Source organism: Caulobacter sp. Root1455 (assembly GCF_001426905.1).
GTDB lineage: Bacteria > Pseudomonadota > Alphaproteobacteria > Caulobacterales > Caulobacteraceae > Caulobacter.
In genome coordinates, this window is the sequence record NZ_LMFQ01000020.1 from 394,026 (window position 1) to 415,452 (window position 21,427).

Annotated in this window: 26 protein-coding genes; 16 read left to right on the forward strand and 10 right to left on the reverse strand. The window is 69.9% G+C overall.

Features of this window, described 5'->3' with window-relative positions; genetic code table 11:
• Positions 1 to 100: 100 nt before the first annotated feature.
• The 5 genes from ASD21_RS11260 to lgt form a co-directional block, all read right to left on the reverse strand.
• On the reverse strand, positions 101 to 1,183 hold the full coding sequence (locus ASD21_RS11260) for a hypothetical protein (RefSeq protein WP_056440650.1): 1,083 nt from the start codon (positions 1,181 to 1,183) through the stop codon (positions 101 to 103).
• A 169-nt stretch (positions 1,184 to 1,352) separates the two neighbouring features.
• Positions 1,353 to 2,291: a ribose-phosphate pyrophosphokinase gene (locus tag ASD21_RS11265; RefSeq protein ID WP_056440652.1), complete on the reverse strand. Its 939-nt coding sequence runs from the start codon at positions 2,289 to 2,291 to the stop codon at positions 1,353 to 1,355.
• A gap of 101 nt (positions 2,292 to 2,392) precedes the next feature.
• Positions 2,393 to 3,172 (reverse strand): peptidoglycan editing factor PgeF, encoded by a 780-nt coding sequence (gene pgeF / locus ASD21_RS11270; protein WP_056440653.1) that lies wholly within the window; start codon positions 3,170 to 3,172, stop codon positions 2,393 to 2,395.
• 2 nt (positions 3,173 to 3,174) lie between these two features.
• Complete coding sequence (locus tag ASD21_RS11275) at positions 3,175 to 4,338, reverse strand: class I SAM-dependent methyltransferase (protein ID WP_056440655.1); 1,164 nt, start codon at positions 4,336 to 4,338, stop codon at positions 3,175 to 3,177.
• On the reverse strand, positions 4,325 to 5,233 hold the full coding sequence (gene lgt / locus ASD21_RS11280) for a prolipoprotein diacylglyceryl transferase (RefSeq protein ID WP_056440657.1): 909 nt from the start codon (positions 5,231 to 5,233) through the stop codon (positions 4,325 to 4,327). The genes ASD21_RS11275 and lgt overlap by 14 nt, the downstream gene beginning before the upstream one ends.
• Positions 5,234 to 5,361: 128 nt before the next feature.
• Between lgt and ASD21_RS11285 the strand changes: the two genes are divergently transcribed.
• From ASD21_RS11285 to ASD21_RS11300, 4 genes are all read left to right on the forward strand, one after another.
• Positions 5,362 to 5,628, forward strand: coding sequence for an accessory factor UbiK family protein (locus tag ASD21_RS11285; RefSeq protein WP_056440659.1), 267 nt, complete (start codon positions 5,362 to 5,364; stop codon positions 5,626 to 5,628).
• 126 nt (positions 5,629 to 5,754) lie between these two features.
• Entirely contained in the window at positions 5,755 to 6,261 is a 507-nt protein-coding gene (locus ASD21_RS11290; RefSeq protein WP_056440661.1) for a YbjN domain-containing protein, read from the forward strand.
• A gap of 180 nt (positions 6,262 to 6,441) precedes the next feature.
• Entirely contained in the window at positions 6,442 to 7,224 is a 783-nt protein-coding gene (gene proC, locus ASD21_RS11295) for a pyrroline-5-carboxylate reductase (protein ID WP_056440664.1), read from the forward strand.
• Between the two features lie 67 nt (positions 7,225 to 7,291).
• Positions 7,292 to 7,834: a hypothetical protein gene (locus tag ASD21_RS11300; protein ID WP_056440666.1), complete on the forward strand. Its 543-nt coding sequence runs from the start codon at positions 7,292 to 7,294 to the stop codon at positions 7,832 to 7,834.
• A 77-nt stretch (positions 7,835 to 7,911) separates the two neighbouring features.
• Here the strand turns inward: ASD21_RS11300 and ASD21_RS11305 are convergent, their stop codons facing one another.
• Positions 7,912 to 9,252 carry a hypothetical protein gene (locus tag ASD21_RS11305; RefSeq protein WP_056440667.1) on the reverse strand — a complete coding sequence of 447 codons (1,341 nt, stop codon included), beginning with the start codon at positions 9,250 to 9,252 and terminating at the stop codon, positions 7,912 to 7,914.
• 117 nt (positions 9,253 to 9,369) lie between these two features.
• Between ASD21_RS11305 and ASD21_RS11310 the strand changes: the two genes are divergently transcribed.
• A complete protein-coding gene (locus tag ASD21_RS11310; protein ID WP_056440669.1) occupies positions 9,370 to 10,455 on the forward strand; it encodes an MBL fold metallo-hydrolase in 1,086 nt (361 codons plus the stop codon).
• 46 nt (positions 10,456 to 10,501) lie between these two features.
• Here the strand turns inward: ASD21_RS11310 and ASD21_RS11315 are convergent, their stop codons facing one another.
• Together ASD21_RS11315 and ASD21_RS11320 are read right to left on the reverse strand one after the other, a co-directional pair.
• On the reverse strand, positions 10,502 to 11,035 hold the full coding sequence (locus ASD21_RS11315; RefSeq protein WP_056440671.1) for an SRPBCC family protein: 534 nt from the start codon (positions 11,033 to 11,035) through the stop codon (positions 10,502 to 10,504).
• The gene (locus ASD21_RS11320) at positions 11,032 to 11,376 is read right to left on the reverse strand and encodes an ArsR/SmtB family transcription factor (RefSeq protein WP_235524874.1); all 345 of its coding nucleotides are present in this window, start codon (positions 11,374 to 11,376) and stop codon (positions 11,032 to 11,034) included. The genes ASD21_RS11315 and ASD21_RS11320 overlap by 4 nt, the downstream gene beginning before the upstream one ends.
• 136 nt (positions 11,377 to 11,512) lie before the next feature.
• On the opposite strand from ASD21_RS11320, the gene ASD21_RS11325 reads away from it, so the two are divergent.
• Genes ASD21_RS11325 through ASD21_RS11350 form a run of 6 tightly spaced genes read left to right on the forward strand, consistent with a single transcriptional unit; the run spans position 11,513 to position 15,539 of the window.
• Positions 11,513 to 11,956, forward strand: a complete 444-nt coding sequence (locus ASD21_RS11325) for a MarR family winged helix-turn-helix transcriptional regulator (protein WP_056440675.1) — start codon at positions 11,513 to 11,515, stop codon at positions 11,954 to 11,956.
• The gene (locus ASD21_RS11330) at positions 11,953 to 12,723 is read left to right on the forward strand and encodes an enoyl-CoA hydratase (protein WP_056440677.1); all 771 of its coding nucleotides are present in this window, start codon (positions 11,953 to 11,955) and stop codon (positions 12,721 to 12,723) included. Before ASD21_RS11325 ends, ASD21_RS11330 begins: the two co-directional genes overlap by 4 nt.
• 1 nt (position 12,724) lies before the next feature.
• Positions 12,725 to 13,144, forward strand: a complete 420-nt coding sequence (locus ASD21_RS11335) for a DUF3995 domain-containing protein (protein WP_235523818.1) — start codon at positions 12,725 to 12,727, stop codon at positions 13,142 to 13,144.
• Positions 13,145 to 13,195: 51 nt separating this feature from the next.
• Positions 13,196 to 14,164 (forward strand): SDR family NAD(P)-dependent oxidoreductase, encoded by a 969-nt coding sequence (locus tag ASD21_RS11340; protein WP_056440679.1) that lies wholly within the window; start codon positions 13,196 to 13,198, stop codon positions 14,162 to 14,164.
• Positions 14,164 to 14,682, forward strand: coding sequence for a hypothetical protein (locus tag ASD21_RS11345; protein WP_056440681.1), 519 nt, complete (start codon positions 14,164 to 14,166; stop codon positions 14,680 to 14,682). The genes ASD21_RS11340 and ASD21_RS11345 overlap by 1 nt, the downstream gene beginning before the upstream one ends.
• Positions 14,679 to 15,539 (forward strand): SDR family oxidoreductase, encoded by an 861-nt coding sequence (locus ASD21_RS11350; protein ID WP_056440683.1) that lies wholly within the window; start codon positions 14,679 to 14,681, stop codon positions 15,537 to 15,539. Before ASD21_RS11345 ends, ASD21_RS11350 begins: the two co-directional genes overlap by 4 nt.
• A 147-nt stretch (positions 15,540 to 15,686) precedes the next feature.
• Here the strand turns inward: ASD21_RS11350 and ASD21_RS11355 are convergent, their stop codons facing one another.
• Positions 15,687 to 16,022 carry a TfoX/Sxy family protein gene (locus ASD21_RS11355; protein ID WP_082554720.1) on the reverse strand — a complete coding sequence of 112 codons (336 nt, stop codon included), beginning with the start codon at positions 16,020 to 16,022 and terminating at the stop codon, positions 15,687 to 15,689.
• On the opposite strand from ASD21_RS11355, the gene ASD21_RS11360 reads away from it, so the two are divergent.
• Entirely contained in the window at positions 16,021 to 16,500 is a 480-nt protein-coding gene (locus ASD21_RS11360) for a GNAT family N-acetyltransferase (RefSeq protein WP_056440687.1), read from the forward strand. The genes ASD21_RS11355 and ASD21_RS11360 overlap by 2 nt on opposite strands.
• 2 nt (positions 16,501 to 16,502) lie before the next feature.
• On the opposite strand, the gene ASD21_RS11365 is transcribed toward ASD21_RS11360, so the two are convergent.
• The gene (locus ASD21_RS11365; RefSeq protein WP_056440689.1) at positions 16,503 to 17,789 is read right to left on the reverse strand and encodes an MFS transporter; all 1,287 of its coding nucleotides are present in this window, start codon (positions 17,787 to 17,789) and stop codon (positions 16,503 to 16,505) included.
• Between the two features lie 256 nt (positions 17,790 to 18,045).
• Between ASD21_RS11365 and ASD21_RS11370 the strand changes: the two genes are divergently transcribed.
• The 4 genes from ASD21_RS11370 (at position 18,046) to ASD21_RS11385 (ending at position 21,289) form a co-directional block, all read left to right on the forward strand.
• Entirely contained in the window at positions 18,046 to 18,576 is a 531-nt protein-coding gene (locus tag ASD21_RS11370) for a GNAT family N-acetyltransferase (RefSeq protein WP_056440691.1), read from the forward strand.
• Between the two features lie 78 nt (positions 18,577 to 18,654).
• Positions 18,655 to 19,248, forward strand: a complete 594-nt coding sequence (locus tag ASD21_RS11375) for a DUF1285 domain-containing protein (RefSeq protein WP_056441177.1) — start codon at positions 18,655 to 18,657, stop codon at positions 19,246 to 19,248.
• 2 nt (positions 19,249 to 19,250) lie between these two features.
• The gene (locus ASD21_RS11380) at positions 19,251 to 19,898 is read left to right on the forward strand and encodes a CoA pyrophosphatase (RefSeq protein ID WP_056441180.1); all 648 of its coding nucleotides are present in this window, start codon (positions 19,251 to 19,253) and stop codon (positions 19,896 to 19,898) included.
• A gap of 137 nt (positions 19,899 to 20,035) precedes the next feature.
• Positions 20,036 to 21,289, forward strand: a complete 1,254-nt coding sequence (locus ASD21_RS11385) for a CCA tRNA nucleotidyltransferase (RefSeq protein ID WP_156398352.1) — start codon at positions 20,036 to 20,038, stop codon at positions 21,287 to 21,289.
• The last annotated feature ends 138 nt before the right edge of the window (positions 21,290 to 21,427 follow it).

A 21,427-nucleotide genomic window follows, 5' to 3' on the forward strand; every position in this document is an offset into this window, starting at 1 on the left:
CGCACAAGACTGGATTGTCTCGCCCGGTCGGTGGTTTTGGGGTGGGGCTAAATACACAGAACGGCCCGCCGATGCAACGGCGGGCCGCTGGGTGGGGCGATCAGCCCTTCTTGGCGGCGGGCTTGGCCGCGGCGGCCTTGGCCTTCTTGGAGTTGCGGCCCGCGCCGCCCGCCGAGATCGATTCCTTGACGGGGATCGCGCGCGGCGGCGGCGGCGGCTCGTAGGGCATCTCGGCGCCGGACGCCTTGATCACGCACATGCCGGTGTCGATCAGGATGTGCTGGCCCAGGCAGAACACGTCCTCGTAGTGCGGCTTGGCCACGGCCAGGCACTGGTACAGGTTCAGCTTGGCCATGTTCAGGCACATGGCGCTGGCCGGCTCGGCCATCACCGCGTCGATCAGGGTCAGCTTGTCGTCGCCGGCATAGCCGAGCGCGGCCAGGGCCGCGACGGCCAGGCCGCGGATGACCAGCGGCTTGTAGGGCGGCGGCGCCGAGCGGGGCGTGATGACCAGCGGAACGGCGCCGCTCGAGGCCTGCTGCAGGACGGCGATGTCGGCGCTGTCGGCCAGGCCGGGCGTGGCCGACATGGTCTTGGCATAGGCCAGGCGGCCGTCGCGGTCGAGCACCGGCAGCGTCGACCACTTCGAGCGCTGGACGTCATAGGCCGCCTGCTTCACGGCCTTGCCGGCGGTGTAGACCTTCAGGCCGTCGGCGCCGAGCGTGTCGATGATCAGGCCGGCGGCGGTGTCGCTGCCCTTGAAGCCGACGGCGTAGGCCGGGTCGGAGATGATCTGGTTGATGACCTGCTGGCGCTGGGTCGGATCGGCGGCGAACGCGCGCACCGAGGCCACATAGGTCGGATCCTGCAGCGCCAGGACGGCGGCGTAGGCCGTGGCGCCCGACAGGAACCGCTTGGGCTCGTAGGCGACGGCGATCTTCAGCGAGCTCTGGATCTGCTCGCCGTTCTCGAAGGTGGCGCCGATCGCGCCGGCCCGCTGCATGTAACCGCGGAAGGCGCTGGCCTTCTCGACGATGCTCGACGACAGGGTGATCGGCGGCGGGGCGGGCGGAGCGGCGACCACGGGCGGCGGGGGCGGCGGCGTTTCGCAGCTGGCCAGCAAGGTGGCGGCGACCACGGCGATGGCCGTCAGCGCGGCGCGCGTACGCGTGGTGGAAAGCATCCCGGAAACATCCCCAATGATAGAGCGCCAGCCATTAGCACCGGCGCGCGGGCGAGATTGTGACAGTCAGCCCGTTAACCCCCTGTTGACAAGCGGCGCCATCGAAAAGGCGCTCGAAGCCCGGATGGTTCCCCTCCGAGGCGTTATTGGGTGCTTTCCCAGGGGCGTCCTAGTCGAACAGCTTGGAGACCGATTCCTCGTTGGCGATTCGGCGGATGGCTTCGCCGATCAGCGGCGCGCAGGAGACGTAGCGGATCTTCTTGCAGGCCTTGACGGTGTCGGAGGCCTCGATCGAGTCGGTGACCACCAGCTCGGTCAGCACCGAGGCGGCGACCCGGTCGGCGGCCGCGCCCGACAGCACCCCGTGGGTGACATAGGCCGAGACCGACTTGGCGCCGTGGGCCATCAGGGCGGCGGCGGCGTTGCACAGGGTGCCGGCGGAGTCGACGATGTCGTCGAACAGGATGCAGCGACGGTCCTTCACGTCGCCGATGATGTTCATCACCTCGCTCTCGCCGGGGGCCGAGCGGCGCTTGTCGACGATGGCCAGGTCGGCGTCGTTCAGGCGCTTGGCCAGGGCCCGGGCCCGCACCACGCCGCCGACGTCGGGCGAGACGACCATCAGGTCGTCGCCCATCTTGTAGCGCTTGTGGATGTCGTCGGCGAGCAGGCGCGAGGGCAGCAGGTTGTCGGTCGGGATGTCGAAGAAGCCCTGAATCTGGCCGGCGTGCAGATCCATCGTCAGCACCCGGTCAGCGCCCGAGCGGGTGATCAGATTGGCCACCAGCTTGGCCGAGATCGGCGTGCGGCCGCCAGTCTTGCGGTCCTGGCGGGCATAACCGAAGTAGGGCAGCACGGCCGTGATCCGCTTGCCCGACGCGCGCTTCAGCGCGTCGATGCAGATCAGCAGCTCCATCAGGTTGTCGTTGGCCGGATAGCTGGTCGACTGGATGACGAAGACGTCCTCGCCCCGGACGTTCTCGTCGATCGTGACGAACACCTCGAGGTCGGCGAACCGGCGCACCTGGGCGCGGGTCAGCGGCATGTCGAGATACTCCGCGATGGCCTGGGCCAGGGTGCGGTTCGAATTGCCTGACAGCAGCTTCATGGTTTGGTCTCGGAGAGGGGTGTCGCCGTTGCGGGGGCTTCTAGCAGTCCCGGGCGCGGGAACAACCCCGTGTTTCCACTGAGTCTCGTTATTCGACCCGCTCATGCCTCAAGCGCGATCGCCGAGAGAAGTCGTCCGTAGTCGGACTCCCCGTCCAGGAAGGCCCTGCGGTTCGAAAAGAACAGGTCCGGCTCGGCGCGGGTGTCGCGGCCGACCCATTCGCTCTGGCCCACGCCCGCCGTTTCCAGACGGTCCAGGACGAAGGCCGGCAGGTCGAACAGGCGCTTGTCGTCGGCTTCACCCGGCGAAAAGAATCGGCCGGAGCCGGGGCTGTCGGCCTCGAAGCGGTGCAGGAACTCCAGCCCCACCTCGTAGGACCGGGGCCCGATGCAGGGGCCGACGGCGGCGACCATGCGAGAAGGCTGGGCGCCCAGGGCCGTCATCTGGTCGACGGCGGCCTGGACCACGCCGTCCAGCGCCCCGCGCCAGCCGGCATGGGCGGCGGCGACGATCCGGGCGACCGGGTCGGCGATCAGCACCGGGGCGCAGTCGGCGTGCAGCGCGCCGCAGACCACGCCCGGGGTCTTCGTAACCACGGCGTCGCCCTCCGGGCGAACCTCGCCCCACGAGCCGTCGGCGACGATGGCGATGGTCGAGTGGATCTGGAAGCAGGTGTTGAGGTCTTCGGGCGCGGCGCCGAACCAGGCGGCGGCCCGGGCGCGGTTTTCCGCGACGTCGGCCGGCTCGTCCTTGCTGCCCCGGCCGACGTTGAGACTGGAATAGAGTCCGGTCGAGACGCCGCCCTGGCGCGTGAAGAACGCGTGCCGGACCCCGGCGACGGCGGCCAGCAGCGGCGACTGGACGGTGGGCAGGTCGTGCATCGTCACGGGTCCTCGAACAGCGGAGGAGAAAGGCCGGGCGCGGACAGGCAGACGACCTTGAACAACTGCCCCATCTGCGCCGCTCCGGTCAGGCGATCAAGCTGTCTTGCCAGCTTGTCCGCCTGGTTTGCCTGGGGCTGGGCGGCGGCCAGGGCCTGGGCGCGGGCCTCGATCCCCAGTCCCGCGAGAAACGCCCCCTGGGTCAGAATGGGTCCCACGGCCGCGCCGGCCTCGGCGGCGGCGGCCAGCACGGCCGGGAAGTCGGCCCAGACGGTGAGGTCGGCCTGGCCCGGCTCGGCCAGGGGCGAGACCTTGGTGTGGGCCTTCAGGGCCTGCAGGGTGTCGCCCGCCCCGGGCGCGTCGCGGCCATAGTCGATCAGCAACGCCGCGCCGCCGTCCCGGGCGACGCGGTGGCCGATCTCCGAGCCGAGGGCGGCCTGGGCGGGAGAGGATTCGACGAGGGTTCCAATGGGCAGGTCCTCCCCCCGTGGGGGAGGTGTCGATCGAAGATCGACGGAGGGGGGATTTTGCCGACTCGGCAGGTTCCCTCCCCCGACCCTTCGGGCCGCCTCCCCGACAGGGGGAGGGCCCAGGGGTTTCAGCCCGAACGCCAACGCCCCAGCCGCATCCAATCCCACCACGCGTTCGGCCCAGCCGCTCTGCGTCCGCACGAACTGATGGGCCGGCAGGCAGTCGAGCACCTCGTTGGCGACCAGCAGCAGCGGCGCGCCGGCCGGCACGGCCTCCAGGCGGTCGGCCCAGCGCGGCGTCAGGGGCGCGTTCGCCAGCGTCGCGGCCTGGACCGCGCGCAGCGGCGGCGACACCTCGACCAGCCACAGGTCGGCGGCCTCGAGGAATTCGGGCAACAGCCGGGCGGCGCGCAGGATGTCGGAGATCAGCGTCCCGTCGCCCGGCCCCATCTCGACCAGCCGCACCGGCGAGGGTCGGCCCATGCGGGTCCAGGTCTCCAGGAGCCACAGGCCGATCAGCTCGCCGAACATCTGGCTGACGCCCGGCGCGGTCAGGAAGTCGCCGCCCTCCCCGAGCGCGGGCCGGGTGGCGTAGTAGCCGTCGCGCGGGTCGTGCAGGCAGCGGGTGAAGTACTCGGCGACGCTGATCGGGCCGTCCTGGGCGATCTGGGCCCGCAGGCGGTCAAGCAGGCTCATGATCTTCCGTGAGCGGCGCGGGAACCGGCTCGCGCAGGGCGCGCCACAGAAGCCAGAGGCCGACCAGCAGCATCGGCGCCGACAGGATCATCCCCATGGTCAGGCCCAGCGGGAAGTCCGGCATGCCGCGGTCGGGGTTGCGCACGCCTTCCAGCGAGAAGCGGAACAGGCCGTAGCAGATCAGGAAGGTCGCCACGAGCGCGCCCCGGCGCTGCAGCCACTTCAGCTTGTGGGCGGCGAAGTTGAGGATCAGGAACAGCACCACGCCCTCCAGCGCCGCCTCGTACAGCTGGCTGGGATGGCGCGGCTCGGGCCCGGCGGGGCAGAAGCCGTTGTTGGCCTTCTGGATCGTGTGGTTGCAGAAGATCATGCCGAACGGATGGTCGGTGACCCGGCCCCACAGCTCGCCGTTGATGAAGTTGGCGCAGCGGCCGAAGAACAGGCCGATCGGCGCGACCGGGGCGATCAGGTCGCCCAGCTTCAGCATGTCGATCTTCTGCTGGCGGGCGAACAGCACGACCGCGGCGCACACCCCCAGGAAGCCGCCGTGGAAGGACATGCCGCCCTCCCAGACCTTGAAGACGCTCAGCGGGTTTTCCGCCAGTCCGGCCCGCTGATCGTCGTTCATCAGCATGTAGAACAGCACGTAGCCGATCCGCCCGCCCAGGATGATGCCCAGCGTGATCCACAGCACCAGGTCGTCGATCTGCGCCGGGGTGGCGGTCGGCTTGCGGCCGCCCCACAGCTTGGCGTCGCGGACCAACCGGATCGCGTACTGCCAGCCCAGCAGGATGCCGGCGACATAGGCCAGGGCGTACCAGCGCAGGGCCAGCGGGCCCCATTGCAGCGGTATGTTGCCGATGTGAACGATGGGATCGATGTCGGGGAAGATCACGCCGCGAGCGCTCCGGACGGACAGATGGTCGCACCTGTACCGCGTTCGCTCTTCGCTTTCATCCTTCCTTTCCCATATAAGGGCCGCGACGAACCGCGCCGCGCCCCCGAGGCGCCTTGAGAATCTCGATGCACAGCCAAAACCCCTTCCTCGACGAATTCGCCAAGCTGACCCAGGCCGCCATGGGCATCGCCCAGACCGCCGGCGAGGAGGCCAAGACCGCGATGCGGGCCCAGGCCGACCGCCTGGCCGCCGAATTCGACCTGATCCGGCGCGACGATTTCGAGGCCCTGAAGGCCGAGGTCGCCGCCCTGCGCGCGGAAGTCGCCGAGCTGAAGGCCAAAAAGGCGCCCGCCAAGAAGTCCGCCGCTGGCAGCGATAACGCGGCCGAATAGGCGAGTTTCGTTCCCGTTCGACGTGAAGGCGGTTGTGACGCCGCCCGCGAAGCAGATTAGACTCCCTCGAGTGGGTGATTTGGTCGGGTCCCACGACCCGTCTCTCCCCGGGGGCCAAAGGTTCTTATGGACACCCAACCGGAAGAAGACGACGTCCTGCTGGCGATGGATCCCCTCGAGGTCGTCGAGCATGTCCTGGCGGCCGAGAACCTGACGTTCGACCGCACCGAGGACGGCGACCTGGCCTTCGCCCTGACCGGCGACTGGAAGGACTACGAGCTGTGGTTCGCCTGGCGGCCCGAGGCCGACTGCCTGCAGCTGTGCCTGTCGCTGGACCTTCGCGCCGCCAAGACCAAGCGCGCCAGCGCCTATGAGCTGCTGTCGATGATCAACCAGCGCGTCTGGCTCGGCCATTTCGAGGTCTGGACCGACGACGGCGAGGTGGTGTTCCGCCACGCCCTGGCCCTGCCGGCGGGCGAGCGCCCGACCATGGCCCAGGCCGCCTCGATGATCGACGCCGCCGTGGAGGCCGCCGACCGCTTCTATCCGGCCTTCGACTTCCTGCTGCACGGCGCCAAGACGCCCGACGAGGCCATGGCCGCGTGCATGTTCGAGACCGTGGGCCAGGCTTAGGACTGGACTTTCCTTCTCCCCTTGCGGGAGAAGGTGGCCTTGCGAAGCAAGGTCGGATGAGGGGTTTCTCGGACGCTTGAGCTGCGTCGCTGGCCTGCCGCCGCGCGACCCCTCATCCGTCGCTTCGCGACACCTTCTCCCGCAAGGGGGAGAAGGATCAGGTAGAGCGGAGATCCTGCCATGACCCCCATCCTTCTCCTCGGCGCCGGACGCATGGGCGGGGCCCTGATCGAGGGCTGGGCCAAGGCCGGGGCCTTTTCCGCCGCCGACCTGATCGTCCGCGATCCCAAAATCGACGCCGCCGCCTTTCCCGGCGCGAGCGTCAATCCGCCGCTCGAAGCCCTCGCCGCCGCCAAGACCGTGCTGCTGGCCGTCAAGCCGCAGATCTGGCGGCAGGCCGTGGCCGACGTCGTCCCGCACCTGGCGCCCGACGCGGTGATCGTCTCGATCGCCGCCGGGGTGCGCGCCGCCGACATTTCCGCCGCGTTCGGCGGCCGCGCCGTGGCCCGGGTGATGCCGACCACCGCCGTCGCCATCGGCCTGGGCACGGCCAGCATCGTGGCGGACACCGCCGAGGCGCGGGCCCGGGCTCATGCCCTGCTCGACCCGGTGGCCACCACGGTCGATCTCGACGACGAGGAGCTGATGCACGCCGCGACCGCGGTGTCCGGCTCTGCCCCTGCCTATCTCTACGCCTTCATCGAGGCGCTGGAGGCGGCGGGCGCCGCTCAGGGCCTGGACCCCGCCGCCTCGGCCAAGCTGGCGCGGGCCACCATCGTCGGGGCGGCGGCCCTGCTGGGCCAGGGCGGCGAGGAGCCGGCCGAACTGCGCAAGCAGGTGACGTCCCCGGGCGGCACGACGGCCGCGGCGCTGGGCGTCCTGATGGGCGAGGGCGGGTTCGGTGAGCTGTTGCCCCGCGCGCTCGAGGCGGCGGTGAAGCGGTCGGTGGAGCTGGGGAGCTAGGAGGAAGCCCTCTCCCCACGGGAGAGGGTTCTTGTAAGCGTCTTCCAAACCCGCCATTTCAGCAGCCATGACCGCCGCCGAAGACATCCTCGATCGCGCCGCCGCAGCGGCCCTGTCCCTGGCCGCCGACCGGCCGTGGACTCAGATCAGCCTGCGCGACATCGCCCTGAAGGCCGAGGTCCCGTTCGCCGAGCTCTATGCGCGCGCCGACGGCAAGGGCGCGGTGCTGAACCATCTGGCCGCCCGCTTCGACCGCGCCGCCCTGGCCACCGTCTCGGCCGAGGACGCCACCACCCACGACCGCCTGTTCGACGCCGCCATGGCCCGGATCGAGGCGATGGAGCCGCACCGCGCCGCCCTGATCGCCATCAGCCGCTCCGAGAGCCTGGTGATCTCGGCCCTGCGCTTCCCCAAAACCGCCCGCGCCATACTGGAAGCCGCCGGCGTCGACGCCACGCCGGCTCGGCTGGCCGCGATGTCGGCCGTCTGGGGCCGCACCCTGCAGGTCTGGCGTGACGACGAGGGCGCCCTGAACCGCACCATGGCGGAGCTGGACAAGCGCCTGAAGCAGATGGCCTCGAGCCTGGAGAAGGTCGGGGCGGGGCTCTAGGTCTCTAAATTCGAAACAAAGAAAAAGCCCGCCGGGATCGCTCCCGGCGGGCTTGCTGTTTCAGGCTGTGCGCCCGATCAGCTCTTGGTCTTGTTGGTCGGCAGCTTGCAGCCGCCGCCCACGCCCTTGGCCTGCAGGCAGGACAGCACTTCCTTGGCGTGCGGGGCGGTGGTGGCGAGCGGATAGGCCATCACCCAGCCGGGCAGGCCGTCCGAGCAAGCCACCTCGACATAGCCGTCGGTGGCGGTCTGGCCGATGATGCGAGCGCCCGAGACGGTGCAGCTGCCCTTGCCCAGGCCCTTCAGGTCGTTGGTCAGGCGCGAGAAGGCGGCGTCCGGCTTGGTGAAGCTGCAGCGGTAGCCGTTCATTTCCGAGGTGATGCAGTCGTAGACCGTGTTGCTGGTGGCGGTGAAGATGCCGATGCCGCCGTCGGGACGGTTGGAGCACTTCAGTTCGACGATCTCCTTGCGGGGATCGGGGCTGGGCAGCATGCCGTACTTCTCGACCTTGCAGTCGAAGCCGGCCTTGGTGGCCAGCTTGGTGTAGAGGCCGGCCTGCTCGGTCTGGGCGGCCACGGCGTCGCTCAGGGTGCAGCCGCCGCCGACGAAGCCGGCTTGGGCGCAGTCGATGGCCTTGACGAAGGCGCCGCCGGCGGCGGCCTGTTGCAGCACGTAGCCCTTGCCGTCCTGGCAGGCGACCTCGAAGTAGTTGTCGGTCTTGGTGCTGAGGATGTAGCGCTTGTCCTTGATCGCGCAGTTCTTGCCCGCGGCGGCGTTCAGCGTGTCGACGACGGCCAGTTGGGTGGCCTTGTCGGTCAGCTTGCAGCTGACATTGCCGCCTTCGTCGTACAGCAGGCAGCTGTTGACCGTGACTTCCTGGTCCACATTGATCGGGGCCGAGGTCTGGACGATGTAGCCGGCGCCGCCCTTACAGGCGACCTCGAAATAGGCGTTCTTGGCGCCGGCGCCGATGGCCCGGGCGTTTTCGATGTCGCAAGGAGTCTGAGCCTTGGCCAGGTACGGCGCCAGACCGGCCTTGGGATTGGCGTTGCCCGGCAGGATGCAGGCCAGGGCGCTGGGCTTGCCATCGGCGGCCGCCGCGGCGGTCTCCAGGCAGCTGTAGGTCTGCGGAGCCGTGTCCTTCTTGGCCAGCACCGCGAAGCCCAGGCCCTGCTGGCAGGCGACTTCGTAATAGTCGGTGGCGGTCTTCTTGTCGTTGCCGATCAGGCGGGCGTCCGTGACGGTGCACGAAACGCCGGCGGTCTTGATCAGATCCGGCGCGGCCTTCATGCCGGCCTCGCGGGATTTGGCGTCGACAGCGGGGGCGGCGGCCTTCTCCTTCGGCGCCGAGATCACGGCGGCCGGAATGAGCGCGGCGAGCGCGAGGGCGGCCGTCAGGCCGATCGCGATGGGCCTCATGGGGGTATGTCTCCTGGGGTAAATTCCTCGCGCGGACTTAAGGCCCGCTTGCATCGGGGGTCAAGATGTCGTCCGACGGGGGCGCAATCATGACGACGGCCGGGAGCGGAGGACCAGATGCGAGACGGGATCGAGGAAGACGCGCCCGAACCGCCCGAGAAAACGCACAGGCCGCGGCTGGTCTATCCGTTCGAAGCGGCGCCGGAGACGGGGTCGGGGCAGGCGATCGAGGTCGCGCCGGGCGTCCTGTGGCTGCGCCAGCCGCTGGGCGGCTCGCTGGGCTTCATCAATGTCTGGGCGATCGCCGACGGCGAGGGCTGGGCGGTGGTCGACACCGGCCTTCAGACCAAGGAGACCTCGCAGGCCTGGCGGGCGGCGTTCGCCGGAGCCCTGGGCGGGCGGCCGGTCACCCGGGTGATCTGCACCCACCTTCATCCCGACCATGTGGGCTTGGCCGGCTGGATCGCCCGCAAGTTCGACGTCCGGCTGTGGATGACCCGGCTGGAATACTTCCAATGCCGGATGCTGGTGGCCGACACCGGCCGCGAGGCGCCCGAGGACGGGGTGCGGTTCTTCCACGCCGCCGGCTGGGATGACGACGCGATCGAGAACTACAAGGCCCGGTTCGGCGGCTTCGGCAAGGCGATCTACCAGATGCCCGACAGCTATCGCCGCCTGAGCGACGGCGAGACCTTCCGCATCGGCGACCAGGACTGGCGGGTGGTGACCGGCCAGGGCCACTCGCCCGATCATGCCTGTCTGTGGTGTCCGGACCTGGACGTCCTGATCTCCGGCGACCAGGTGCTGCCGCGCATCTCGTCCAACGTCTCGGTGCATCCGACCGAGCCGGACGCCGACCCCCTGACCGACTGGATCACCTCGCTGGCCAAGGTGAAGGCGGCCGTGCCGGACACGGTGCTGGTCCTGCCGGCCCACAACGACCCGTTCCGGGGACTGCACGCCCGCATCGATCACCTGATCGGCGGCCATGAGCGCGGCCTGGGACGGCTGGAGGGCAAGCTGTCGGAACCCAAGCGCGCGGTCGACGTGTTCGGCGCCCTGTTCGCCCGGCCGATCGGTCCGGACCTGCTGGGCATGGCCACCGGCGAGGCGCTGGCCCACCTCAACTGCCTGATCGGCCGGGGGCTGGCCACGCGCGAGACCGACGGCGACGGGGTGAACTGGTACCGGGCGGCCGGCTAGTCGGGGACAGGCGCAGGCGCCTGTCCCGACGGCGTCGCGGACGGCCTCAGGCCGGCAGGCGCTTGTCGTATTCCGCCTTGAGCCCCCTCCAGACCTCCCAGAAGGACGTCGTCTGCGGCTTGCCGCCGATCCGCGCGGCCAGGATGTCCAGGTGCGTGTGCCAGCCGGCGCTGACATTGAGCAGGGTGGCGCGGTCGGGCGCGCGTTTGTGGGTGACGGTCAGCAAGACCTTGTCGCCGGCGGGCTCCAGCTCGAACGAGACCTCGCCGGTGTTCCAGGCGATGGTCAGCTTGCGGCCCGGGTCCAGGTCGAGGATCCGGCTTTCCATGCTGTGTTCGGCGGCGAAGCCGTCGGGCCGGCGGCCGGGCGGGTCGCTGAGTTCGTCATTGCGCCAGGTGAACGTGAACGGCGCGCCGGCCTTCACGTCCATCTGGCCCGCGGCCAGCCATTGGCGGCGCAGTTCGCTCTCGGTCAGATACGCCCAGACGCGATCGACCGGCCCGGGCAGCAGGCGCTGGATCCGCAGGGTCATGGGCTCGATCAGTTCGCCATAGGCGTCCAGGGTGGCGAGTTCCGTCATTGATCGTTTCCTTGTCTGGGGGGCGGGGTCTTGCGGGCGTCCTCCTCGCGAAGGAGCCGGTCGAGCACGTCCAGACGGCTGGTCCAGAAGTGTTCGTAGAAGTTCAGCCACTCGTGGGCGCCGGCCAGCGGGCCGGGTTCGAGGCGGCACAGGTGGGTGCGGCCACGGATCTCGCGCTGGATCAGGCCGGCGCTTTCCAGGGCCTTGATGTGCTTGGAGGCGGCCGCCAGCGAGATCGAGAACGGCTCGGCCAGCTGGCCCACGGTCCGTTCGCCGTTCGCCAGTTCGCGCAGCATCCGGCGGCGGGTGGCGTCGCCGAGGGCGTGGAAGACGCTGTCCAATTGAGGGGTGAGTAATTCAACCATGTGGTTGAATGTGTAGGGCGCTCGTCAGAGAGTCAACCGATCGGTTGAATAATTTCCGATCAAAGTCGAAACATTCGTTTGATATTTCGTGCGCGAATTATAACCTCGCCCCATGACCACGCCTCCCGACCGCCGCCTGGTGTTCCTGCTCAACGTCGCGCACCGCAGGGTGCAGCGCTACGTCGAGGCCAAGATGGCCGCCAAGGGCGGGCTGACCGCCGCCCAGTCCGGGGCCCTGTTCGTGCTGGGCCAGAAGGACGGCGCCCTGATCGGCGAGGCCGCCGAGGCGCTGGACCTGGCCCCTTCGGCCATGACCGGCCTGGTCGACCGCATGGTCCGCGCCGAGCTGGTCGAGCGCCGGCCCGACCCCAAGGACGGCCGCGCCTTCCGCCTGCACCTGACGCCCCACGGCGAGGCGGCCCGCGAGGAGGCCAAGGCGGGGGTCGAGGGCCTGAACGCCCACCTCACCGACGGTTTCACGGACGACGAGATCGCCGTGGTGTCGCGCTGGCTGGCCAGCCTGCAATCGAAGTTCCCCAAAGGAGACCCCTCATGACCGACTACGTCCAGGTCGCCGTGGACGCCGGCGTGATGACCATCACCTTGGCCCGTCCGGACAAGAAGAACGCCCTGTCCAACGCCATGTACGGCGTGCTGGCCGACAGCCTGGAGCGGGCCGAGACCGATCCGTCCGTGCGGGTGGTGGTGTTCCAGGCCGACGGCGACAGCTTCAGCGCCGGCAACGACCTGCAGGACTTCACCGCCCAGGCCACCGGCGCCTTCACCGGCGAGCGCCATGTGATGCGGTTCCTGAAGAACCTGGCCAAGGCCACCCGGCCGCTGGTCGCCGCCGTCCAGGGCCAGGCCGTGGGCGTGGGCACGACCATGCTGCTGCATTGCGACCTGGTGTTCACCAGCCCCGACGCCAGGCTGACCGTGCCGTTCGTCAACCTGGCCCTGGTGCCGGAAGCCGCCTCCAGCCTGCTGCTGCCGGCCCGCATCGGTCACGCCCGCGCCTACGCCATGTTCGCTCTGGGCGAGGCGGTGAGCGGCGAGACGGCCGCCGCCTGGGGCCTCGCGAACGCCTGCGTGCCGCTGGCCGACCTGCGCGCCAGGGCCCGGGCCGCCGCCGACCAGCTGGCCAAGCGTCCGCTGGGCGCCCTGACCGTCACCAAGAGCCTGATGCGCGACGCCGAGACGATCTCGGCCCTGATGGACAAGGAAGGCGAGCTGTTCGCCGCCCGTCTGCAGACCGCCGAGGCCCGCGAGGCCTTCATGGCCTTCGCCGAGCGCCGCGCGCCGGACTTCAGCAAGGTCGGCTGAAGTGGCCCTGGCCCTCGCCCTGATCCTGGCGGCGGCGCTGTTCGCCTTGGCGGGAATCCACCTCTACTGGGCGTTCGGCGGACGGTGGCCAGGGCATGACGAGGCCTCGATGGTCGAGCATGTCGTCGGCCGCACGCGCGGCATGCGCGCGCCGAGCCTGGCCTCCGGCGTCGCGGTGGCCCTGGCGCTGGCGGCGGGCGGCGCCCTGGTCGCGGCGACCCTGGTTTCGACCCCGTGGGACACGGCGTTGAAGGTCGCGCGCTGGGGGCTGTTCGCGGTGTTCGCCGGTCGAGGCCTGGCGACCTACGTCCCGCCCGTCTTCCGCTATGCCGAGGGCACGCCGTTCGCGACGCTCAACCGCCGCGCTTACGGGCCGCTGTGCCTGGCGATCGCCCTGGGGCTTCTGATCCTGCAGCTGTAGCCCCAGTCACGACCACAAGGTCACAACGATAAAATCAAAGGGAGCGAACACATGGTCGACCGCATCAAATCGCCCTTCGGGGCCTTCACGGACGCGCGCGCCGTCGTCGCCGGCCACGACCTGACCGGCAAGGTCGCCATCGTCACCGGCGGGGCCACCGGCATCGGCGTCGAGACCGCCCGCGCCCTGGCCGAGGCCGGGGCCGAGGTGGTGATCGCCGTGCGCAAGCCGGACCTGGCCGAGGCGGCCGTCGCCGACATCCGGAAGACCGCGAAGGGCGAGGTGTCGTGGTCGATGCTGGACCTCTCCAGCTTCAAGTCGATCCGCGCCTTCGCCGAACGCTGGGGCGACCGGCCGCTGAACATCCTGATCAACAACGCCGGGGTCATGGCCTGCCCGCTCGCCTATACCGAGGACGGGCTGGAGATGCAGATCGGCACCAACCACTTCGGCCACTTCCTGCTGTCGGTGCTGCTGGCCCCGAACCTGGTCGCCGGGGCCAGACAGTCGGGCAAGACCTCGCGCCTGGTGTCGCTGTCGTCGATCGGCCATCGCCGCGCGCCGATGAACTTCGACGACCCGCACTTCCGTTCGCACCCGTACGAGAAATGGGAGAGCTACGGCCAGGCCAAGACCGCCAACGCCCTCTTCGCCGTCGGCTTCAACAGGCGCTTCAAGGACCAGGGCGTCACCGCCAACGCGGTGATGCCGGGCGGCATCTTCACCCCGCTGCAGCGCCACCTGCCGATCGAGGAGCAGAAGGCGATGGGCTGGCTCGACGATGACGGCAAGCCGCGCGCGGGCTTCAAGACCCCCGAGCAAGGCGCCTCGACCAGCGTCTGGGCCGCCGTGGGCGACGAGCTGGAGGGGCGGGGCGGGCTCTATCTGGAGGACCTGGCCCAGGCCGCTCCCTGGGTCAAGGACCACCCCTGGGCGGGCGTCATGCCCCACGCCCTGGACCCCGAGGCGGCCGAACGCCTCTGGACCCTGTCGGTCGAAACCACCGGCGCGGGGGCCTGATGCGGCAGCAGACCATCTGGCGGCTGGCCGGCCTGGCCGCCGTCCTGGGCGGGACGATCGACCTGTTCGGCCCGCTGCTCTATCCGCACCTGGCCGAGCCGGTCCGGCTGTCGACCTATGTGCTGATCGACGTGCTGCTGCTGTTCGGCATGCTGGGGATGCAGTCGGTGGCCGGACGGGTCATGGGCTGGCCGGGGCTGGTCGGCTTCGTGATCGCCGTGAGCGGCGTCCTGCTGGTCCGCAGTTCGGCGGCCGGAATCTGGGGCGCGGCGTCCTACACCGTGGCCTCGGCGGTCTGGTCGATCGGCATGGTCGTGGTCGGGGCGGCGCTGCTGGCCGGGAAGGGACCGTTCCGCGCGCCCGCGGCCCTGTGGATCGCCGCCTTCGTCATTGGCCTTGCCGGTCTGGCGCTGAAGGATCAGGGTCTGGCCCATCGCCTGGCCGGCTGGTGCTTCGCCCTGGGCTTCGTCGCCGCCGGCGTCATCCTGGCCAGAACCGCATCGAGAGCAGAAGCATGACCAGCCTTTCCGGCAAGACCCTGTTCATCACCGGCGCCTCGCGCGGCATCGGCCTGGCCATCGCCCTGCGCGCGGCCCGCGACGGGGCCAATATCGTCATCGCCGCCAAGACGGCGCAGGCCCATCCCAAGCTGCCCGGCACCATCTACACCGCCGCCGCCGAGATCGAGGCGGCCGGCGGCAAGGCCCTGCCGCTGGTGGTCGACGTGCGCGAGGAGGTCAGCGTCCAGTCGGCCGTCGACAAGGCGGTCGAGACGTTCGGCGGCATCGACATCTGCGTGAACAACGCCTCGGCGATCTCGCTCACCGGCACCCTGTCGACCGACATGAAGCGCTACGACCTGATGCACCAGATCAACGGGCGGGGCACGTTCCTGACCTCGAAGATCTGCCTGCCGCACCTGAAGAAGGCGGCCAACCCGCACATTCTGGCCCTGTCGCCGCCGCTGGACATCAAGCCCCGCTGGTTCGCGCCGCACGTCGCCTATTCGATGGCCAAGTACAATATGAGCCTGTGCATGCTGGGCATGGCCGAGGAGTTCCGCGCCGACGGCGTGGCCTGCAACGCCCTGTGGCCGCGCACCGCCATCGCCACCGCCGCCATCCAGTTCGCCCTGACCGGCGAGGAAGGCCTCAAGCACTGCCGCACGGTCGAGATCATGGCCGACGCGGCGCACGCGATCTTCTGCAAGCCGTCGCGGGAATTCACCGGCCAGTTCGTGATCGACGACACGTTCCTGTACGGCGAGGGCGTGCGCGACTTCGACCCGTACCGCGTCGATCCGACCGCCACCCTGATGCCCGACTTCTTCGTGCCGGAGGACAGCGTCCCGCCGCCGGGGGTGGTGATCGGGTAACCCACTCTCCGCTCATCCCGGCGAATGCCGGGACCCAGATGGAATGGCTTTAAGGCTGACGCCAAAAGCGCCGAGCTTTTCCAATCCGCCACACCGTCATGGGATCTGGGTCCCGGCATTCGCCGGGATGAGCGGATTTTTTGGGATCTATTTCGGCTTGCGCGTCTTCCGCGCCGCCGCCACCGCGATCGACCGCCGCGCCCAGTCGACCATCAGGTCCGGATCGTCCAGCGCCTCGGCCGGGGCGGTCCAGTAGGCCATCGGGCTCATGCCGAACGGCGCGAACTGGGTGCTGCCGGCGGCTTCGAAGTCAGGACGCAGGGCGTCGTCGCCCTTGAGGTACAGGGTGTCGTCGTCGATCAGGGCGAAGAACAGCCCTTGGGCGTAGAGCCCGACTCCGCCGAACATCTTGCGCGAGGTCAGCGGTCCGACCGGGGCCAGCTGTTCGAGCACGAAATCCAGATAGTCCGAAGAGACCGCCATGCCTGTATCCATTCGCCCCGCCGTCGCGACAGACAGCGCTCTGATCTATCGGTTCATTCGCGATCTGGCGGAATACGAAAAACTACTCAGTACGGTGGAGGCCACGGAAGGCGACGTGACCGCCGCTCTGTTCGGCGAAACGCCCAGGGTCTTCTGCGACATCGCCGAGATCGACGGCCAGCCTGTCGGGTTCGCGCTGTGGTTCTACAACTTCTCGACCTTCGTCGGCCGGCACGGGATCTATCTGGAGGACCTGTTCGTGCGCCCCGAGGCGCGAGGCTCCGGCGCGGGCAGGGCCCTGCTGGCCGGCCTGGCCCGACGCTGCCTGGACGAGAAGCTGGGTCGGCTGGAATGGGCCGTGCTGGACTGGAACGCCCCGTCGATCGCCTTCTATGACAGCCTGGGCGCGGCGGCGATGGACGACTGGATCGTGCGGCGGATGACGGGCGAGGCGTTGCGGAGATTGGCGGGGGTCTAGCCCTATGCCAGCCGGTCCGCCTTGCGCAGTTCGGGGAACATCTTGGCCCACGCCCCGGTCACGATCAGCGCCCCGACGCCGCCGAACACCGCCGCGCCCACCGGGCCCAGGAACCGCGCCGCGACGCCGCTCTCGAACTCGCCCAGCTCGTTGGAGGCGCTGATGAACAGGCCCGAGACGGCGGCGACGCGGCCGCGCATCGGGTCGGGCGTGACCAGTTGCACCAGGGTCTGGCGGATATAGACCGAGACCATGTCGGCCCCGCCCAGCACGACCAGGGCGGCCACCGACAGCCAGGTCCATTTCGACAGGCCGAACACCACCGTCGCCGCGCCGAACACGGCCACGGCGCCGAACATCAGCAGGCCCGCGCGGCGGCGGATCTGATGGCTGGCCAGGAAGACCGCCACCAGGGTCGCGCCCACGGCGGGGGCGGCGCGCAGGATTCCGAAGCCCTCGGCGCCGACGTGCAGCACGTCGCGGGCGAAGACCGGCAGCAGGGCGGTGGCCCCGCCCAGCAGCACGGCGAACAGGTCCAGCGAGATCGAGCCGAAGACGATCTTGTTGTCCCAGGTGTAGGCCAGGCCCTCCTTGATCAGGGTCCAGCGCGAGCCCGGCTGCACGACCGGCTTGGTCGATTGGCGGATGAAGGTCAGCAGCAGGCCGCCCAGCAGGAACAGGCCCACCGACGCCCCGAAGGCCGTGGCCGGCGAGATCGCGCACAGCAGGCCGCCCAGGGCCGGGCCGATGATCGAGGCGCTCTGCCAGGACAGCGAGTTCCAGGCGATGGCGCGCGGCAGCAGCGGGCGCGGCACCAGCATCGGGCCCATGGCGCTGGAGGCCGGCGACAGGAAGGCGCGGCCGGCCCCGAACAGCACGGCGATGGCGAAGATCGGCCAAAGCGCCGTGTGTCCCGACCAGGCCAGCAGCCCCAGGCCCGCGGCGCACAGGACGTCGACGCCGATCGCGGCGGTCACGATCATCTTGCGGTCATGGCGGTCGGCGGTCTCGCCGGCGGTCAGGGTCAGGAAGAACAGCGGGATGAACTGGGCCAGGCCCACCATGCCCAGCAGGAAGGCCCCTTGGCCCTCGTTGTGTCCGGTCTCCCGGGCCAGGGTGTAGACCTGCCAGCCGATCGTCACCGCCTGGATCTGCACCGCCAGGGTGGCGACGAAGCGCGCGGCCCAGAAGAACACGAAGTCGGTCTGCTTGAGCAGGGCGCGCATGGACGTATCCGTCGCTTCGATGGCCGAAGGGACGGAGTCGGGATCGGGGGGGAGGTGGGTCATCGCGGCGGACCATGTCTTCCGGCGAGCGCCACCGCAATTGAGATTGTTTGATGCGACGGTTGATTTCATTGACGCCAAGCCCCCCAGGCCCTATTTCGCGCCCCTCCAACGGAAGGAAGCGCCGCCATGCGACGCCTGCGACGAACCTGCGCCGCGCGGACCGGAGTCCGCGTCTGAACGCCCCGGAAGCGGCCGTCTCGGCCGCGTCACGATCCGGGGCTATGCCCCTTTTCGTGTCTTGGATCGTTTAGCGCCCATGTCGTTTTCCGCCGTCGCCTCTTCGCCGCCGCCTCCCGGCCTGGCCCCCTCCCTCCTGATCGAGCGGCCCGAGCACGCCCGCGCCGTCGAGGTGCTGGTCGACCGGGCCTTCGGCCCCGGCCGGTTCGCCAAGTCCTCCGAGCGCCTGCGCGAGGGCAACCATAAGCTCGACGACTGCTCGTTCGTGGCCCTGCACGAAGGCCGGGTGATCGGCAGCGTGCGCCTTTGGCCGGTCACGGTGGGCGGCCAGCCCGTCGCCTTCCTCGGCCCGCTGGCCGTCGACGCCGACGAGCGCAAGCACGGCCTGGGCCAGGCCCTGGTCGAGGCCGCCTGCGAGGCCGCCGCCAAGGCCGGCTGGCGCGCGGTGCTGCTGGTCGGCGACGCCCCCTATTTCGGCCGCGTCGGCTTCTCGGCCGCGCCCGCCGCCCGCGCGGTCATGCCCGGACCGGCCGACCAGCGCCGGGTTCTGGTCAAGGCCCTGGTCGAGGGCGGGGATCAAGGCCTGGTCGGGCCGATCCGCATCCGCTGAAGGTTCCCTAGGTCCTCCCCCCGCGGGGGAGGGCAAGCGAGCCTTGAGCCCGAGCCCGGCTTGGCCTACCTGAACCCCATGACCGTCGATCCCACATCTTCCGGCCTCGCGGGCGTCACCGCCGCCGCCAAGGAAGCGGGCCAGCGGGGCCTGCCGCCGGTGCATCTGTGGCATCCGACCCATTGCGGCGACATCGACATCCGCATCCGCAAGGACGGGGTCTGGTTCCACGAGGGCACGCCGATCGGTCGCGAGGCGCTGGTGCGGCTGTTCTCGACCGTGCTGCGGCTCGATCCGGACGGCTATCACCTGGTCACCCCGGTCGAGAAGCTGAAGATCCAGGTCGAGGACGCGCCTTTTATCGCCACTCGCGTGGACGCATTGCCAAGCAAGGACGGGGTGGGCGATACGCTCCGCTTCGAGACCAATGTCGGCGACGTGGTCGAGGCGGGACCGGACAACGCCATCCGGGTCGAGACCGACCCGGCGACCGGCGAGCCCCGGCCCTATCTGCACGTGCGGCGCGGGCTGGAGGCGCTGATCGCCCGGCCGGTGTTCTACGAGCTGGCCGAGCTGGCCGCCGAGCGCGACACGCCGGACGGGCCGCGCCTGGGCGTGACCTCGAACGGCGCCTGGTTCCCGATCGCCCCGGTCGGGGCGCATCGCGGATGACCCTGAGCCGTGAAGAGCGTCGGGCCTGGATCGTCAGCAAACTCGATCCGATCGGCGGCTACGATCCCAGCCTGGACGCGGCCCGCTCGGACTTCGACCTCAATCCCGGCCTGCGGCCCGACAATCCCCACGCCCTGCGGCCGGCCGCGGTGCTGGTCGGGCTGGTCGAGCGCGAGGCGGGCATGACCGTGCTGCTGACCCGCCGGTCCGACACCCTGCGCAGCCACACCGGCCAGATCGCCTTTCCCGGCGGCCGCTGCGATCCCGGCGAGACGCCGTGGGAGACCGCGCTGCGCGAGGCCCAGGAAGAGGTGAACCTCGACCCGTCCTTCGTCACCCTGGCCGGCCTGCTGCACGGCTATCGCACGGTGACCGGCTTCCATGTGACGCCGGTGGTGGGCTTCATCGACCCGGCCGCCACCTTCGAGCCCTGCCCCGACGAGGTGGCCGACGTGTTCGAGACGCCGTTCGCGTTCCTGATGGATCCGGGCAACCACCAGCGCCAGCACCGCGACCTGCCGGACGGCGAGCGGCGGTTCTTCTACGCCATGCCGTGGAACGAGCGGTTCATCTGGGGCGCGACGGCGGGCATGCTGCGGGGGCTGTACGAACGCCTGCACGCGCCGGACGAAACGCCGGATTCCCCTTAGTCCCGCCAAGGCCTCCGCAGCGTAAACCACGGAAGAATCTATAGTTAAGCTTATCAACGGGCTTGTTCGCCCGCGATAATCGTCTGAAATGCCTCGCCCCGCATGCCGGGGCATGTTGCGTACCGCGGGGGACTAGCGTGAGCACCGAGACAATAGGCGTGGCGCCGTGGATGGCGCTGCCGGAGACCCAGGCGGTGATCGCCGCGCTCGAGGCCCGGGGCTTCCCCGGCTGCGCGCGGTTCGTGGGCGGCTGCGTGCGAAACACCCTGATGGGCAAGCCCATCGACGACATCGACATCGCCACCACCCTGACCCCCGACCAGGTGATCGAGGCGCTGGGCGAGGCGGGTCTGCGCGCCATCCCGACCGGCGTCGACCACGGCACGGTCACGGCCATCTCGGGTGGGCGGCCTTATGAGATCACCACCCTGCGCCGCGATGTCTCGACCGACGGCCGCCGCGCGGTGGTGTCGTTCACCCAGGACTGGGACCAGGACGCCGAGCGCCGCGATTTCCGCTTCAACGCCCTTTATGTCGACATCCACGGCCGGCTCTACGATCCGACCGGCGAGGGGGTGAACGACGCGCGTGAGGGGCGGGTGGTGTTCGTCGGCGATCCGATGACCCGGATCCGCGAGGACTATCTGCGCATCCTGCGCTTCTTCCGCTTCCACGCCTGGTACGGCAAGGGCGACGCCGACCAGAAGGCCCTGGCCGCCTGCAAGGCGCTGAAGGGCATGGTCGAGGGCCGCGCCGCCGAGCGCACCCAGAAGGAGCTGTTGAAGCTGCTGGCGGCCGAGGATCCGCGCCCCGCCCTGCGGCTGATGGCGGCCACCGGCGTGCTGTCCTCGACCCTGCCGTTCGTGAAGTCCCTGGCCCGTTTCGAAGGGCTGATGGCCATCGAGACCGAGCAACTGTTCGAGAATGATCCCGAGCTGCGCCTGGCGGCCCTGATCCCCGACGATCCCAAGATCGCCGAGCAGATGGCCGAGCGGCTGCGGCTGTCCAACGCCCTGAAGGAACGGCTGGTCGAGGCGGTCGGCAAATCGCCGCGCGTCGTCAGCTGGATGAGCCCGCGCGAAATCCGCCGCGCGGTCTACGCCCTGGGCCTGAAGACCTTCAGCGATCGGGTCAAGCTGGCCTGGGCGGCCGCCAGCCGGTCGGCGACCACGCCGCAATGGCGCGGCCTGCTGGCCCTGGGCGAGAGCTGGACGCCCCCGGCCTTCCCCCTGAGCGGCGAGGACATTCTCAAGGCCGGCGTGCCCAAGGGCCCGATGGTCGGCGAGGTGATGCGCGAGGTCGAGATCTGGTGGATCGACCAGGACTTCATCGAGGACAAGTTCTCGGCCATCGAGCGGCTGAAGGCCGTGGCCCAGGGGATGGCGTTCTAGAGGGGCTGATCAAGCCTCTCCCACGGGCCGTCATTCCGCCCTTGTGGCGGGAAACCCTCCATCCGTCGCAGGGGCAGGGGGGTGGCGCGCCGGCGCGCCAAGGCGCTTCACCGTCGGCTGAACCAGGGGTTCCCGCCA